The 15,195-nt window shown below is 62.8% G+C and carries 11 protein-coding genes; 4 read left to right on the plus strand and 7 right to left on the minus strand.

Translation table 11 applies throughout. The annotated features are described in order from the left end of the window. Positions 1-42 precede the first annotated feature (42 nt). Positions 43-1,665 (minus strand): aminotransferase-like domain-containing protein, encoded by a 1,623-nt coding sequence (locus tag GTP27_RS15760; protein WP_161040132.1) that lies wholly within the window; start codon positions 1,663-1,665, stop codon positions 43-45. A gap of 305 nt (positions 1,666-1,970) precedes the next feature. Here GTP27_RS15760 and GTP27_RS15765 point away from each other — a divergent pair, with 305 nt between their 5' ends. The 3 genes from GTP27_RS15765 to GTP27_RS15775 all read left to right on the plus strand — a co-directional run bounded on the left by GTP27_RS15765 (position 1,971) and on the right by GTP27_RS15775 (position 5,278). Continuing rightward, positions 1,971-2,432: a RidA family protein gene (locus GTP27_RS15765; RefSeq protein ID WP_155435048.1), complete on the plus strand. Its 462-nt coding sequence runs from the start codon at positions 1,971-1,973 to the stop codon at positions 2,430-2,432. Positions 2,433-2,534: 102 nt separating this feature from the next. After that, on the plus strand, positions 2,535-3,728 hold the full coding sequence (locus GTP27_RS15770) for an aminotransferase-like domain-containing protein (RefSeq protein ID WP_161040133.1): 1,194 nt from the start codon (positions 2,535-2,537) through the stop codon (positions 3,726-3,728). Between the two features lie 182 nt (positions 3,729-3,910). Continuing rightward, positions 3,911-5,278 carry a diguanylate cyclase domain-containing protein gene (locus tag GTP27_RS15775; protein ID WP_229633997.1) on the plus strand — a complete coding sequence of 456 codons (1,368 nt, stop codon included), beginning with the start codon at positions 3,911-3,913 and terminating at the stop codon, positions 5,276-5,278. A gap of 2 nt (positions 5,279-5,280) precedes the next feature. Here the strand turns inward: GTP27_RS15775 and GTP27_RS15780 are convergent, their stop codons facing one another. The 3 genes from GTP27_RS15780 to GTP27_RS15790 form a co-directional block, all read right to left on the minus strand. Then, positions 5,281-6,843, minus strand: coding sequence for an FGGY-family carbohydrate kinase (locus GTP27_RS15780; RefSeq protein ID WP_161040134.1), 1,563 nt, complete (start codon positions 6,841-6,843; stop codon positions 5,281-5,283). Between the two features lie 79 nt (positions 6,844-6,922). Further along, positions 6,923-8,557: a glycerol-3-phosphate dehydrogenase/oxidase gene (locus GTP27_RS15785; protein ID WP_161040135.1), complete on the minus strand. Its 1,635-nt coding sequence runs from the start codon at positions 8,555-8,557 to the stop codon at positions 6,923-6,925. Beyond that, complete coding sequence (locus tag GTP27_RS15790; protein ID WP_161040136.1) at positions 8,554-10,158, minus strand: FAD-binding oxidoreductase; 1,605 nt, start codon at positions 10,156-10,158, stop codon at positions 8,554-8,556. The genes GTP27_RS15785 and GTP27_RS15790 overlap by 4 nt, the downstream gene beginning before the upstream one ends. A 122-nt stretch (positions 10,159-10,280) precedes the next feature. On the opposite strand from GTP27_RS15790, the gene GTP27_RS15795 reads away from it, so the two are divergent. After that, complete coding sequence (locus tag GTP27_RS15795) at positions 10,281-11,309, plus strand: helix-turn-helix domain-containing protein (protein WP_161040137.1); 1,029 nt, start codon at positions 10,281-10,283, stop codon at positions 11,307-11,309. Positions 11,310-11,362: 53 nt separating this feature from the next. On the opposite strand, the gene GTP27_RS15800 is transcribed toward GTP27_RS15795, so the two are convergent. From GTP27_RS15800 to GTP27_RS15810, 3 genes are all read right to left on the minus strand, one after another. After that, complete coding sequence (locus GTP27_RS15800) at positions 11,363-11,890, minus strand: SRPBCC family protein (protein WP_161040138.1); 528 nt, start codon at positions 11,888-11,890, stop codon at positions 11,363-11,365. A 94-nt stretch (positions 11,891-11,984) separates the two neighbouring features. Beyond that, positions 11,985-12,185, minus strand: a complete 201-nt coding sequence (locus GTP27_RS15805; protein WP_161040139.1) for a hypothetical protein — start codon at positions 12,183-12,185, stop codon at positions 11,985-11,987. Between the two features lie 49 nt (positions 12,186-12,234). Continuing rightward, positions 12,235-15,072: a M16 family metallopeptidase gene (locus GTP27_RS15810; protein ID WP_161040140.1), complete on the minus strand. Its 2,838-nt coding sequence runs from the start codon at positions 15,070-15,072 to the stop codon at positions 12,235-12,237. Positions 15,073-15,195: the final 123 nt, after the last annotated feature.

The raw sequence follows: 15,195 nt of genomic DNA on the forward strand, positions 1-15,195 counted from the left end.
TGGGGATGTTCCGCGCCATTTCAAGAGCGCCCGCGATCCGGCCTAGGAGCGCGCCAGTTCGCTTTCGAGGAAGCGCCACACCTGCGGGTCCTGCATGGCGGCCACGTTCAAACGCATGCGGGTGGACGGCAGCTGGGCCGGTGAAAACAGGCTGCCCGGCGCCAGCAGCAGGTTCTGCGCCATGGCCCGCTCGGCCAGTACATTGGTATCGCGTCCCGCATCGACCCAGACGAACATACCGGCCGGTGCCGCCACATCGACCTTCAGCCCTACCCGCTCCATCTGGCGGATAGTTTTGGCGCGCAGGCCGTCGAGGCGGGCGCGCATGCGGTCGGTATGCTTGCGGAAGGTGCCGTCGGACAGCACCTTGTACACCACCCGCTCGCCGATATCGCTGGTGGTCAGCATGGTCAGCATCTTGCGGTCGGCCAGCCTTTCGGCCCGTTCCGGCGAGGCGGCAATAAAGCCCACGCGCAGATTGGCCGCCATGGTCTTGGAGAAGCCGCCCAGATAGATCACCCGCTGCAGCTGGTCGAGCGCCGCCAGCCGGGTGGCCGGCTGTACCGCGCTGCCCGGATGCAGGTCGCAGTAGATATCGTCTTCAACGATGACAAAATCATGTTCTTCCGCCAGCCGCAGCACCTGAAACGCCTTGGCCGCCGACAGTGACGTGGAACTGGGGTTGTGCAGCACCGAATTAATGATGTAGAGCTTGGGCTTGTGCAGTGCCGCCAGTTCGGCCAGCTTGGCAATATCGGGGCCATCGGCCAGACGGGGAATGCCCACCACCTTGGCACCCAGCGCCGCGAACGAGCCGAACATGAGGAACCACGCGGGATCATCGACAAAAATGGTGTCGCCGGGCTGGGTGAACTCGCGCGCCACCAGATCCAGCCCCTGCGTCACGCCAGCCGTCGTCAGCAACTGCTCCGGCGCAGCAGCAATTTCCAGCTCGGCCAGCTTGTGCTGCAGCTGCTGGCGCAGGGGCAGAAAGCCCTGCGGCACGCCGTAACTGAGCAGCACACCGGCATTCTGCCGGCTCACGGCCTTGAGCGCATTGGCGATGGCTGCCCCATCGAGCCAGTCGGACGGCAGCACGCCGCTGCCCGGCATCTGGGCATGAGGCATCTGGCGGAACATATTGCGCACCAGCCAGACCACATCGATAGGTTTGACCTCGAAGCCGCTGCCGCCATGTACGCCGTGGCGCAACCCGCCATGGCGCGCCACCATGCCCGCGCGCTCGCGCACGAAAAAGCCGGCGCCGCGCCGCGATTCCAGATAGCCAGTCGCCACCAGCCTGTCATAGCTGGCCACCACCGTGAAGGGCGACACCCCGTGGGCCGCAGCGAAGGCGCGGATCGAAGGCATGCGCGCACCGCTGCGCAGCAGACGCTCGTCGATGCGGGCCGCTACCGAACGTACGATCTGGTCGATCAGGGTTTCGCCCGATTCGCGCGACAGCAGGCCAAGCAGAGCGCCAGCCGGTGCAGCCCGGCGCGGCCGCGCCACACTGGCCGGTAGTGCAACGCTGGTGGTATCGGCCAGCGCCTGGCTGGCAGCTTGCGCGGCACGGGTTTCGGCGGCGGCCAGCGCTTCGGCCACGGCAGCGGCGGCATTGGCGGCGGCATCGCCTAGCAGCGAACGGCGTCGTGTATTGGTCATTTTGCCATCACAGTACAAAAATTAACTACACAAGTGTACTTGTACTGTACTGGTTTTGTCACGTAGCATAAAGTCCAGCAAGCGCAGTCCGTGCAGCATGACGGCGCCCCGTGTCGAACCGGCGCCCAGCATTTTCTGCAACTGGCAGCGTAAGCAGTGCCTGGTCGGAGCGAGAAATGCAGGTAAAACGGCGGGAAAACCGTAGACTATCTTGATTTTGCCTCAATTGTGGGCAGCGCCTGCTACAACACGTACAATAACGGTCTTGCATCTGTCCCACCCACATTTTTTGATCTGGAACTCACATGTCTGTCTACGAAAAACTGAAAGCACTCGACATCACCCTGGCTGCCCCTGCTACGCCGGCTGCGGCCTACGTCATGTATGCACAAACGGGCAATCTGGTGTTCCTGTCCGGTCACATCGCCAAACGCGCCGACGGCAGCGTATGGGTAGGCCAGCTGGGTAAGAATATCGACACGGCCGAAGGCAAGGCTGCAGCGCGCGCCATCGCCATCGACCTGATCGGCACCCTGCAGGCGGCCGTAGGCGGCGACCTGACCCGTGTCAAGCGCATCGTCAAAGTCATGAGTCTGGTGAACTCCACGGCGGACTTCACCGAGCAGCATCTGGTTACCAACGGCGCCTCCGAGCTGCTGGGCGAAGTGTTCGGCGATGCCGGCAAACACGCCCGTTCGGCCTTCGGCGTTGCGCAAATCCCGCTGGGCGCCTGCGTCGAAATCGAATTGATCGCGGAAGTCGCGTAAGCGGGCGGCCGCTTACCAGCGGCTGTTCCTAATATAGAAAGCGTGCCACAAGCGCGCTGATGGCATCACCGGCCCGGCCGGTTTTACTCTAGTGAGACAAGTATGAAAATCGAAAACCCTGCACCGATACAGTGGCGCTTCTCGGAACGCGCCGACCAGCTGCAATCGTCCTTCATTCGCGAAATCCTGAAGATCACCCAGCAGCCGGAAATCATTTCCTTCGCTGGCGGCCTGCCTTCGCCGCTAACCTTCCCGGTCGAGACCATGAAAGCGGCCTTCGACAAGGTGCTGAGCGAAAACGGCAAAGTGGCGCTGCAATACGGACCGACCGACGGCTACCTGCCGCTGCGCCAGTGGATCGCAGATTCGCTGTCCACCAACGGCGCGAAAATCGTGCCGGAACAGGTGCTGATGACCTCCGGTTCGCAACAGGCGCTGGACCTGCTGGGCAAGGTGCTGATCGACGAAGGCAGCCGCGTGCTGGTGGAAACCCCGTCCTATCTGGGCGCCCTGCAAGCCTTCTCGGTCTACCGTCCCGAATTCAAATCGGTGGACACCGACGAACACGGTCTGGTGCCGGCATCGCTGGACAAAGTGGCCGCCGGCGCGCGCCTGCTGTACGCCCTGCCTAACTTCCAGAACCCGACCGGCCGCTCGCTGTCGGTGGAACGCCGGGTGGAACTGGTGGAAACCTGCGCCCGTCTGGGCCTGCCGCTGATCGAGGACGATCCTTACGGCGCGCTGAGCTACAAAGGCGCACCGGCACCGAAGATGGTGGCAATGAACCCGGACGGCGTGATCTACATGGGCTCCTTCTCCAAGGTGCTGACCCCCGGCATCCGTCTGGGCTATGTAGTGGCACCGCTGCCGCTGGTACGCCGTCTGGAACTGGCCAAACAGGCCGCCGACCTGCACACTTCGCAGCTGACCCAGATGGTGGTCTACGATGTCATCAAGGACGGCTTCCTCGACCAGCACATTCCGAAAATCCGCACCCTGTACGGCGACCAGTGCCAGGTCATGCTGGACGCCATGGCGCAGCACTTCCCGTCCGCCGTGCAGTGGACCAAACCGGAAGGCGGCATGTTCATCTGGGTGACCCTGCCTAAGCACATCGATGCGATGAAACTGCTGGACGAAGCCATCGCCCAGAAAGTGGCCTTCGTGCCGGGTTCGCCGTTCTACGCCAACGAGCCGGAAACCAATACCCTGCGTCTGTCCTTCGTGACGGTGCCGCCAGAGCGTATCCGCGCCGGCATCGAAATCCTCGGCAAGCTGATCGCAGCCAAGCTGTAAATCAGGCAGCAGTACAGAAGAGCGGCTCCGGCCGCTCTTTTTTTTAAAAAAACAACAGCCTGAAAACGCCGTCAGAGGGATATTTATTTATTTCCCAAAAAAAACTTAATTATTTGTTCCTTAAGTGCTGAGCTAAGCGTTATGATTTTGCACGTACCCAATATTCATTAGCAGGACGGCCCTTGTTCACCCCAGTCACCCCTCTGCAACACGCTAGCCGACGTGACGCCGCGATCCTCATCGTGGACGACGCGCCGGAGAACCTGAGCGCCTTGCGGAGCATGATGGTGCAACAGGGGTATCAGACATTTGTCGCCAACAACGGCGAACGTGCGCTGAAAATCGCCCGCCGCGTCCACCCCGACCTGATACTGCTGGACGTCATCATGCCCGGCATGGATGGCCTGGAAACCTGCCGCCAGCTGAAAAATCACGCCAGCACCCAGCGCATTCCCGTCATCTTCATGAGTGCCAAAACGGACACGGAAGATGTGGTGGCCGGCTTCGATATCGGCGCCGTCGACTACATCAGCAAGCCGCTGCGCATGGCCGAAGTGTGCGCCCGCGTGCGCACCCAGCTGCAGATCCGCAGCCGCAGCGAAACTCAGGAGGAACAGGCCGAGCGCCTGCGCGCCATCGTCAACAGCATGGCCGAGGGCCTGCTGATCATCGAGGCCGATGGCCGCATCCAGTATGCCAATCCGGCCTGCGTCAATTATCTGGGCTACAGCGAACAGGAACTGGCAGGACGCAACATCGCCGAACTGCTCAACCCCATGGTAGCGCAGGAATACCTCGACTACTTCCGGCGCTATGCAGCGGAGCCGGAATCGGCCCACAGCCACGGCACGCGCGAAGTCATCATCCGCCACCGCAACGGCAGTTCGGTCTGCATGGACCTGACACTCACCCCCATGGTGCTGCGCCAGCCCCTGTTTGTCGGCCTGCTGCACGACATCACCCATCACAAGCAGTCGGAAGACGCGCTGCAGCGCGCTGCCATGATAGACCCGCTGACCAAGATCGCCAACCGGCGCCACTTCGACAGCTTTATCGAGAAGGAATGGCAGCGCGCCATGCGCAGCGGCCTGCCGCTATCGCTGGTGGTGCTCGATGTGGACCACTTCAAACTGTACAACGATACGCTGGGCCACCCTGCGGGCGACGCCTGTCTGCAGCAGGTGGCGCAGGCGATTGCCGCCCATGCCCTGCGCCAGACCGATCTGGCGGCGCGCTATGGCGGCGAGGAATTCGTGCTGCTGTTTGCCGAAACGGATGGCGCCACGGCGCTGCAGCTGGCCGAAGCCATACGGGCCCGCATCGAGGGCTTGCAGATTCCTCATCCGCGCTCAGGCACCTCGCCATGGCTGACCGTAAGCATAGGCGTAGCCACAACCTATCCGCGCCATCTGGACAGCATCGAATCGCTGTTCGTGGCCGCCGACCGCGCCATGTACGCGGCCAAGGAACAGGGCCGCAATCAGGTGCAGGCTACCCAGTGCGGCAGCAGCAGCGCCATGGACGCCATCAAGGCACTGGTGATGCGCTAGGCTCAGACCTGCTCGGGATAGCCGGTAATGTCGGCGATCTGCTGGTACATAGGCTGCAGGCGCTGATACATATGCAGATATACCCGCTTGTACAGGCGGTCATAGATCTGCCGGTTGGCAGCTATCGGCTGGAACACGCGGCCGGGCCGCGTCATGGCGCGGGTGGCCGTGTCGAAGTCCTTGTGCAATCCCAGCCCTGCCGCCACGGCGATTGCCGCCCCCAGCCCCGAGGTTTCGTAGATGTGGGCACGAGCAGCAGGCAGGCCGAAAATATCCGCCGTCAGCTGCATGGCTGCGTCGCTCTGCGAACCGCCACCGGCCACCCGCAATTCCGTCACCGGCACGCCGCTGCGCTTCTCGATGCGCTCCTTGCCTTCGCGTAGCGCATAGGCCAGTCCTTCCAGTATGGCGCGGTACATATGGGCACGCGTGTGCACGTCGCCAAAGCCTATCATCGCTCCCTTGGCTTCCGGCCCCGGCGTCTTGATGCCGGGGCTCCAGTACGGCTGCAGCATCAGGCCCATGGAACCGGGCGGCACCTCGTTCACCAGCTGATCGAACATGAATTCCGGCGCCAGCCCCTGCTCGGCGCCCGTCAGCTGCTCCAGATGGCCGAACTGCTCCTTGAACCAGTTCACCATCCAGTAGCCGCGAAAAATCTGCACCTCGGTGCTGTAGGCGCCCGGTATCGCTGCCGGATAAGGCGGAATCAGCGGCGTCACTTCCACGTATTTGCGGCTGGTGGTATTGATGGTGGCCGTGGTACCGTAACTGAGGCAGGCGATATGCGGCTCCAGCGCACCGGCACCGATCACCTCGCAGGCCTTGTCCGCCGCCGCCGCCACCAGCGGCGTACCTTCGGGGATGCCGGTGAACGCCGCCGCATCGGCCGTAATGGCGCCGATGATGGTGCCCGGCGCCACCAGTTCCGGCAGCATGTCCGGGCGGATTTTCAGCGCTTCCCATTTCCAGTCGCGCGGCCCGGCCCATTTGTGGCCCTTGTAGTCGAACGGCACATAGGCCACCTGCGAACCGACGGAATCGACATGGCGGCCGCACAGGCGGAAATTCAGGAAGCCCGACAGCAGCAGGTATTTATAGGTCTGCTGCCAGACTTCGGGCTGGTATTGCGCGATCCAGTTGATCTCCGCTTCACGGCGGAAGTATTCGATGGTGCCGGACAGGCCGGTCAGCTTGAAGGCGGTACGCCACAACAGGCTTAGCGGCGGCTGCGGGCCCACGCGGCGCTGGTCCAGCCACGTTATGGCGGGACGCAGCACTTTGCCGTCGCGGTCCACATTCACCACGGTGCCGCGCTGGGTGGTCACTGCCACGCCCTGGACGGCAGAACGAGGCACGCTGCAGTTCTGCCACAGCTGCTGGCAGGCCTGCCCTACTGCGCGCCAGTAGCCGTCGGCGTCGTGCTCGGCCCAACCGGGATGCTCCGAGTAATAGGCCTGCAAATGCACTTGCGACTTTGCTACCAGCTGGCCCTGCAGGTCGAACAGCAGGGCGCGTACGCTCTGCGTGCCATTGTCGATAGAAAGTAGGTATTGCTCTGCCATGGTGCTGTGTCTCGCTCTTTTCAGTCTTATGCTTATTGTCGTTCTGCTGTTTTTTTTGCAGCCCCTGCCAGGCCGGTACTTATGCGGGCAGGCTGTAGTGCTTATTCCATAATGCCACATAGGCAGCCTGTTCGGCATCCCAGCGCTGGTCGCTCCAGCCCAGTTCCGGCTGGCAGATAGCGCGGATGCGCGCCATCATGGCCAGCCCGCCCTGCCGTACCTGCAGGCCGATGCGGCTGCGGCGCAACAGCAGGTCTTCCAGCCGCTGCACCGACTCGCAGCGCGCCGCCCAGCGCAGCTGTACCCAGCAGGTTTCCGTGCCGCCGATCAGCGCCAGCTCGCCCTCCTGCGCGGCAGCCAGCACCTGCTCGGTTAGCGCGCCATAGCGGCCTTGCAGCTTGTGCGCCATGCCGGCCGGTAGTTCCGGCCTATGCGGCAGCAGCGCTGGTGCGGCCTCGAACACGGGCTGTGGCGACAAATCGGCCTGCCAGTCCGGCAGCAGGCTGGCCACACGGCGCAGGGCATCGAGCGCGATCACGCGGAAGGTGGTCAGCTTGCCGCCAGTGACCGTCAGCAGACCGTGCTCCAGCCACAGCGCATGGTCACGGCCCTCCTTGGATGGATCAGCCTTGCCCGTATCGATCACGGGGCGCACGCCCGCATAGGTGGCGATCACATCGCGTTCACTCAGTGCCAGCTGGGGAAACTGGTCATGCAGCACGGCCATCAGGTAGGCCACTTCGGCAGGCGTGATGCTGGCATCGTGCGCCATATCTTCTTTGTGATCGACGTCGGTGGTGCCCACCAGCGTCACGCCTTCCCATGGAAAGGCAAACACCGGACGGCCATCGTAAGGGTGCATCAGGCTGATCGCCTGCGCCAGCGGCAACCGCCATGCGGGCAGCACCAGATGGCTGCCGCGCAAAGGCCGCAGCCGAGGTTTGAGCGGCGCCAGCGCAGCCGCTGTATTAGCGCCCGCCTGCAGGCGCAAGCCGTCTGCCCAGGCGCCGGTAGCGCTGATCACCACGCGGGCGCGCACCGCAAAAGGCAGCGCTTGCCCTTCGTCGTTCAGCGTGTCGCGCACCTGCACGCCGTTCACCGGCCCGTCAGCGTGCGAGCCTTGGCGCAGCAAGCCCCGCACGGCCATATAGTTGAGCGCCACGGCGCCATGGGCCTGCGCTTCCTGCAGCACGCGCAGCACCAGCCGCGCATCGTCGGTCTTGGCGTCGGTGTAGACCATGCCACCGAGCAGCCCCTGTGTCGAGACATTCGGCGCCAGCGCGGCAAACTCCGCGCGCCCGTAATAGTGGCGGCTGCGCTGGCCAGCCAGCCTGTCATACATGGCCAGTCCGAGCAGAAACATCAGCTTGCCCGGCTTGCGTCCCGCATAGTGGCCAAAAGCGAAACTCTGCGGCTCCACCAGCCCCGCCGCCTGTTGCAGCAAGTGCTCGCGCTCGTGCACTGATTCGCGCGTCAGGCCTAACTGCCCTTCCTTCAGGTAGCGCAGTCCGCCGTGTACCAGCTTGGAAGAACGGCTCGAGGTCCCCCAGGCGAAATCGCGCTGTTCCAGCAGCAGGGCTTTCAGTCCGCGCCGCGCCGCTTCCAGCAGGATGCCAGCGCCGGTGATGCCGCCGCCTATCACGATCAGATCCCACTGCTGTGCCAGCAGCGCCGGCAGTGCGGCACGCCCGCCCTTGCTCCACACGGCACTCATGGCAGTAACTTCCCGGGATTCATGATCTGCCGCGGATCGAAATGGCGCAACAATGCCTGCATGGCCGACAGTCCCAGTTCGCCCTTCTCTGCCGCCAGATACGGCGCGTGGTCGGTGCCGACGCCATGCTGGTGGCTGATAGTGCCGCCTTGCGCTACGATGGCGCAGCTGACCGCATGCTTGAGCGTACGCCAGCGCGCCAGATCCTCCGCGTAATTGCCGGCCAGCCGGAACACAAACGTGGTGTACACGCTGGCGCCCTGCGCGTAGACGTGCGACAGATGGGTATAGGTATGCACCTTCTCGCCATACTGCGCCAGCGCTGCCGTTGCCGCCGCTTCCACCGTCTGCATCATGCTGCCCACGCGCGTCCAGTCGACTGCCGTTTCCACCGTATCGATGGCATAGCCATGCTGCCACGCCGCATTGCGCAGATAGACATTGCGGAAGCGGTTCTGCTTCCACTTCTCGCCCATGGCACGGCCCACGTGCACCCCGCCCAGCGGCGCGGTGATTTCCAGCGCTGCCCGCAGTGCCGCCCGCGCTGCCCGCTTCGGCCCGCTCACGCCTATCATCAGCATGCACTTCTCCTGCCTGCAGCCGCGCAGCGCCAGATAGCTTTCGAGCACGCCGATCAGGCGCTTGTGGCCCGCCAGCGCCAGCATGGTAGTGGTTTCCAGCGGGTTCGACAGACGCAGCATGGATAGCGCCAGCCCCGCTTGCGCTAGCAGACGCACGGCGGTTTCGGCGGCCTGCCAGCCGGGCAGGAACACCGCATGGAAGGCTTCGTATTCAGGCAGCGCCGTCACCCGCACGGTGGCTTCCGTCAGTATGCCCATGCGCCCTTCCGAACCCAGCACCAGTTCGCGCAGATCGGTACCGGCCGCCGATGCGGGGAAGGTCTGTACTCTGAGCGTACCGGCCGGTGTCTCCACCACGCCGCCACGGAACATCTGCTCGATGCGGCCATAGCGCAGCGATTGCTGGCCGGACGAACGGGTGACCACCCAGCCGCCCAGCGAGGAATATTCGAACGACTGCGGAAAGTGACCGAGCGTGTAGCCGCGCGCGCGCAGCTGGGCTTCAAGGTCCGGCCCCAGCACGCCGGCACCGAAAGTGGCCAGCTGGGCTTCCGTATCAAGATAATGGAGCTGGCGCAAACGGCACAGGTTCACCGTCAGCACCGGCTGGGCGCCGGCCGGCGCCGTCAGATGGCCCACCACGCTGGTGCCGCCGCCCTGTGGTATCAGCGCCACGTTATGCCGCTGTGCGTAGTCCAGCAAGGCCCGCACTTCGTCGCCGCTTTCGGGATAGGCTACGCCATCGGGCGCCGTTTCTATCATGCCGTAGCGCAGCCGCAGCCAGTCCGGCAGGCTCTGGCCCAGCGCATGACGCAGGCGGACTTCGCTACCGGTCTGTAGCAGACTGTCTACCTGTGCGTCGGCAGGCAGGCGGCTGGGCGCAATCCGGGCGCAAGCCTGCTCCAGCGTGGCGTCTGCAACCGGCGTGCCGGCACCGATGCGCTGCGCCAGAAATGCCAGCGCTTCCTCATGCAGCGCAAACTCCACTGCTTCGTCTCCCCACCCGTTCCAGCGTCTCATCGTTTTCCTGTCAGCGTAGCGGCGCGCTTGCTATACTGGGGCGCGCCTAGTTTGAATGACACGAGAATAAAAGAAGCCGGAACACCGGTATTGCGCTTTCATGACAACCATCTTGTTCGATTATGCCAAGCCCGCACCCTGAACATGCCCAGCGCGTAGCAGGCTCCTATCTGCAACCGCTACTTGATGCCGCTGCCGCCCGCGGCGTGACGCCGGCCATGCTGGAACAGGCCGCCGGACTGGCAGCAGGCAGCCTGGCGCCGCTACCGGACAGCTTGCGTGCCGACCTGTACGTGCAGTTGCTGGACTTGGGCGCGAAACTGGCGCAGGACGAACATTTCGGCCTGCATGTGGGCGAGTGCGTCAAACTGGGAAGCTACAGCGTGTATGGCCTGATCCTGCTCAGCTGCCGCGACTTCGGCATGGCGCTGGAACAGACCATGCGCTACGAACAGCTGGCCCATGATCTGGGCCGTTCGGCCATTACCGTGCAGGATGGCGTGGCGCACTACCACTGGCATAGCAACTACCCGGCGGCACAACGCCATCTGGCCGACAGCGTGTATGCCGGCATACGGGTGTTCGGTAACTGGCTGGCTGGCAGTGCCCTGCCTGCCGCGCAACTGAGCCTGACCCATGATGGCGGCCCGCCAGCGCTGCGCGAAGAATATGTGCGGGTGCTGGGCGCCATGCCTACATTTAACGCCAGCGCCAATTGCGCCAGCTTCGATGCCGCCATGCTGGACTGGCCAGTGCCGAATGCCGACGTCAGCCTCTATCCGGTACTGCAGCAGCACGCCGAACAGCTGCTACGCCAGCGTGCCGCGCAGCCGCCCGCCATCAGCCAGCAGGTCCATGCAGCGATCGTGCGCAATCTGGCGCATGGACAGGTGCGGCTGGCCAGCATTGCCGGGGAACTGGGGCTGTCGCCACGCACCCTGCAGCGCAAGCTCAGCGAAGCTGGCGCGTCCTTCCAGCAGGTGCTCGATCAGGCACGCTTTGCCCTGGCGCGCGACTATCTGCGCCAGCCGGAACTGAGTCTGGTGGATATTGCTTTCCTGCTCGGCTATCAGGAGCAGAGCGCCTTCAATCACGCCTTCCGCGAATGGGCAGGCGTCAACCCGGGCGCCTACCGGCAGGAACAGCGCTAGAACAGGAGGGACGCCGCGCCAGCGCACACTGCAGCTATGCGCGTGCGCTGCGGCTATTTCTCGGCCACTTCCTTGAGGTTGTTCAGGCCAGTCTCGAAGTCCTTGCCTATCATCTTGTCCATGCTGACGAACAGGCCCATGAGGCGGGTGGTAAAGTCTGCCGGCCCCGACATGGTCCACACCACGGTGGTCATATCGCCTTTATTTGTCAGGGCAAACTCGGTCTGGCAGGACGAGGCAAACGGCTTGATGAAATCGAGCTTGATCTGCACCAGTTCGGGCGCTTTCAGTCCGGTGATTTCCATGCGGCCGGCGCCTACCTTGTCGTCCCCTTCCCATGCATACACGGCGCCCAGATCTTCGGTGGCACCGCTATAGCTACGCTTCATGGCAGGATCGAGCTTTTCCCATGGCGACCACTGGGTCCAGTGATGGAAGTCGCTAATCAGCGGCTGGATGCGATCGGCCGGTGCCTTGATATCGATCTGGCGCTGTACGCGGAATGTGTTGGGCTGCACCGTTGCCATACCCAGTATGATGGCCAGCAGTACCAGCACACCTAGTCCTATCTTCTTCAGCATACTACCTCCCTCGCAAGCAAATCAGGGGCGCAGATACGCCCCGGTTAGACCGAGTAACGTCGAGATGATCACTGCCGCAGCCCCGGCGGGCTGCTCAGGCCAGCGCTTCTTTGGCTGCTTCCTCCGGCGACAGGCCATCATAGAACAGGTCCGTGAACCACTCCACCTGCTCTTCGATATGCTCCTGCGCCTGCGCCTCGGTAGCACCGCCTTTCACCAGAAAGCCTTCCACTTCGATACACCATTGGATCAGTTCCAGCGTCTCCGGATCCAGTTCTTCCTTCTTCTTTGCCATGCTCTTCCTCCGTTACGCTGTAAATAAACGCAAGTGTAACAGGCCACCCTTACTTCTGCGGATACAGCACCACCTGCACATAATTTTCCGGATTCAGATAGCTGCGCGCGCTGTCTTTCAGTTCGGCTGCCGTCAGCGCCTCCACCCGCTGCGGGTAGGTCAGCACATCGGCCGGATCGCTCTGGTTGAAATAGGCATTCATCAGCACCGCGATCCAGTAGCCATTCTCGCGCAGGCTCTTGCGATAATTCTTCAGCCACGCTGCTTTCACCTTCTGCAGATCGGCTTCCTCCGCGCCCTGTTCGGCGATCTTCGCAATCTCCGCGAACACGGCGGCCAGCACCCGGTCCACATTCTCGGGCGCACAGGGCAGCGAGGCCGTTACCGTGTAATGCGGATAAGGCAGACGTTCCATATTGCCGCGCAGGCCGCCGCTATACATCACGCCCATTTTCTCGCGCAGCACTTCGATCAGCTTGATGTTCATGACTTCGATCAGCGCCTGCAGCCGCATGCGCTCGCGCGGCGAAAACTGTGCATCGCCCGTGAAGGTCAGCGAAATCGTGCTTTTCGGCTCGCTGCCCGCATACACCGCCTGTTTGACTACCCCGCGCACCGGACGCACGCCATCATCGCGAAACGCTACCGCAACATCATCCACCGGCAGGCTGGCCAGATAGGTCGCCAGCAGCGGCTTGATCTGCTCCACATCGAAGCTGCCCGTCATGAAGAAAGTAAAATCGCGCGCGCTCGACAAACGGCTCTGGTACAGCCCCATCACCTTATCGATCTGCAGCTGGTCGAAGTCGGCCGGCCTGGGGGCACGCGGCACGCGCGGCTGCTGCGGGTACAGTGTGGCCGTCACGGCATCTTCCAGCACGGCTTCCGGCCGCGCCAGATTATTGCGCGCCAGTTCGCGCTGCCTTGCCACAAACGACTGGAAAATCGTCGCATCCTTGCGCGCTGCCGTCAGATTCAGGTACACCAGCTGCAGCATGCTTTCGATATCGGCGCTGCCGGAACCTGCGCTCACACTTTCGTTGACGCCGGCAATACTGGCGCCTGCCGCAGCCGTTTTACCGGCCAGTACTTTCACGATGTCCGCCGGGGTAAAATCCTGCACGCCCATCTGGCTGACTATGCTGCTGGCATAACGGGCACTGAACAGATCGGCGTCACTAAACAGCGACCAGCCGCCAAAACGCAGCCCGGTCATGATCACCTGATCATTATTGAAGTCGGTCGGCTTAAGCACCACCTTGACGCCGTTACTCAGCGTCAGCCGGGTCAGTCCCAGCAGCTCGTCCCGGCTTTCGCTGACGATGCTGCCTGCTTTCGGCGGCTGCGCCATAAGCTGGCGGGCCAGCGTTTTTTCCTCCTGCGCGGCCACGCCACGCTTCTCGGCTGCGTCGGCCAGCGCCAGCAACTCGCCTGCGGCAGGCGGCGTGCTGTCTGCGCTACCCGTGTACACCATCAGCTTGCTGCCGCCATCTGGCAACTGGGAGCGCGCCACTGCATTCAGATCGGCCAGCGTAATCTGCGGAATCAGGGTCTGCGCATAATGGTATTCCGCCGCAATGCCGGGTATGGTCTCCTGTTCCAGGAAGTTGCGGATCAGCTCAGCCGCATAAATGGCCGAATCGGACTTATCGCGCTCGTTATACAGCCGCTCGTAGCTGCGCAACATGCCTTTCTTGACGCGCTCCAGTTCCGCTTCGCTAAAGCCGAACTGGCGGGCGCGCTGGCTTTCCTGCAGCATGGCCTGGATGGCGGGCTGCACGCCGTCCTTGCCCAGCAAAGCTGCGGCGCTGAAGGAGCGGTAGCCGTGCACAATGCCGTTCATGCCTGCGCCAGCCTGCAGGTAAGGCGGGTTGGCCTGCTGGGTCAGCTCGTACAGACGCATATTCAGCAGCGTCGTGACCATGTTCTCCAGCAGTTTGCGGCGGTAGTCGCCTACAGTCGTGCCTTCCGGCGCCGGCAGGACAGGATAGCGGATGAACACCGAGTTGTTGGCAATCTCCTTATCCGTGTACACCACTTCTTCCGGCTGCACGCGGGCCGCAATTTTTGCGTACTGGTGCGGCCGCGCGTGAGGCGGATTTTTCAGCCTGCCGAAATGCCGTTCTATCAGTGCCCGCGCCCGCGCCGGTTCGATGTCGCCGACCACCACCACCGCCATCAGGTCGGGCCGGTACCAGTCGCGATAGAAGCGCCGGATGGCCTCGTATTTGAAGTTCTTCAGCACGGCCTCCTGGCCGATGGGCAGACGCTGGGCATACAGCGACCCATTGAACAGCTTGGGCAGCAGCACCTTGTTCACACGGTCATCGACGCCTTTGCCCATGCGCAGTTCTTCCAGCACGATGCCGCGTTCGCTATCGATATCGGCATCGTTGAGCGACAGGCCATGGGCCCAGTCTTCCAGCACCTGAAAGCCCTGCTCCACCACTTCCGGCTTATCGGTGGGCAGCGGCAGTATGTAGATGGTTTCGTTAAAACTGGTGGAGGCATTCAGATCGGCGCCGAATTTTACCCCCACCGACTGCAGGTAGGACACCAGCTCATGGCGCTTGAAATGGGTGGAACCGTTGAACGCCATGTGCTCGAGGAAGTGAGCCAGTCCCTGCTGGTCCTCGTCTTCCTGCATCGAGCCGGCTTTGATCACCAGCCGCAGTTCCAGCCGGTTTTCCGGTCTGGCGTTTTTCTGCACGTAATAGCTCAGGCCATTGGACAGTTTGCCCAGCGTGACCTGCGGGCCTACGGGAATGGAATCGGATAGTTTGAGCGCTGCAGATACGGCAGATGCTGCAGATGCCAGTGTAGTGACGGAAAACAGCGCGGCCAGCACCGCGCGACGGAGGAAAGCTGCTGGCAGACCTGACTTCATACCTGACGCATCCGGAAAAAACGAAAGACTTACCTTACACCGAAACGCCGCGCTTGGGCGGAATTCGTCATGGCAGATAAGGGAAAGCCTTAGCCGCAAGGACCAACAGGCATCTGCTAGAAT

Origin of the sequence: Duganella qianjiadongensis (assembly GCF_009857915.1) — a bacterium.
Lineage (GTDB): Bacteria > Pseudomonadota > Gammaproteobacteria > Burkholderiales > Burkholderiaceae_D > Rugamonas > Rugamonas qianjiadongensis.

Coding starts and splice junctions, on each gene's coding strand:
- GTP27_RS15810 (WP_161040140.1), bottom strand. CDS start 15,072: ATGAAGTCAGGTCTGCCAGCAGCTTTCCTCCGTCGCGCGGTGCTGGCC.
- GTP27_RS15760 (WP_161040132.1), bottom strand. CDS start 1,665: ATGACCAATACACGACGCCGTTCGCTGCTAGGCGATGCCGCCGCCAAT.
- GTP27_RS15790 (WP_161040136.1), bottom strand. CDS start 10,158: ATGAGACGCTGGAACGGGTGGGGAGACGAAGCAGTGGAGTTTGCGCTG.
- GTP27_RS15765 (WP_155435048.1), top strand. CDS start 1,971: ATGTCTGTCTACGAAAAACTGAAAGCACTCGACATCACCCTGGCTGCC.
- GTP27_RS15805 (WP_161040139.1), bottom strand. CDS start 12,185: ATGGCAAAGAAGAAGGAAGAACTGGATCCGGAGACGCTGGAACTGATC.
- GTP27_RS15780 (WP_161040134.1), bottom strand. CDS start 6,843: ATGGCAGAGCAATACCTACTTTCTATCGACAATGGCACGCAGAGCGTA.
- GTP27_RS15770 (WP_161040133.1), top strand. CDS start 2,535: ATGAAAATCGAAAACCCTGCACCGATACAGTGGCGCTTCTCGGAACGC.
- GTP27_RS15795 (WP_161040137.1), top strand. CDS start 10,281: ATGCCAAGCCCGCACCCTGAACATGCCCAGCGCGTAGCAGGCTCCTAT.
- GTP27_RS15785 (WP_161040135.1), bottom strand. CDS start 8,557: ATGAGTGCCGTGTGGAGCAAGGGCGGGCGTGCCGCACTGCCGGCGCTG.
- GTP27_RS15800 (WP_161040138.1), bottom strand. CDS start 11,890: ATGCTGAAGAAGATAGGACTAGGTGTGCTGGTACTGCTGGCCATCATA.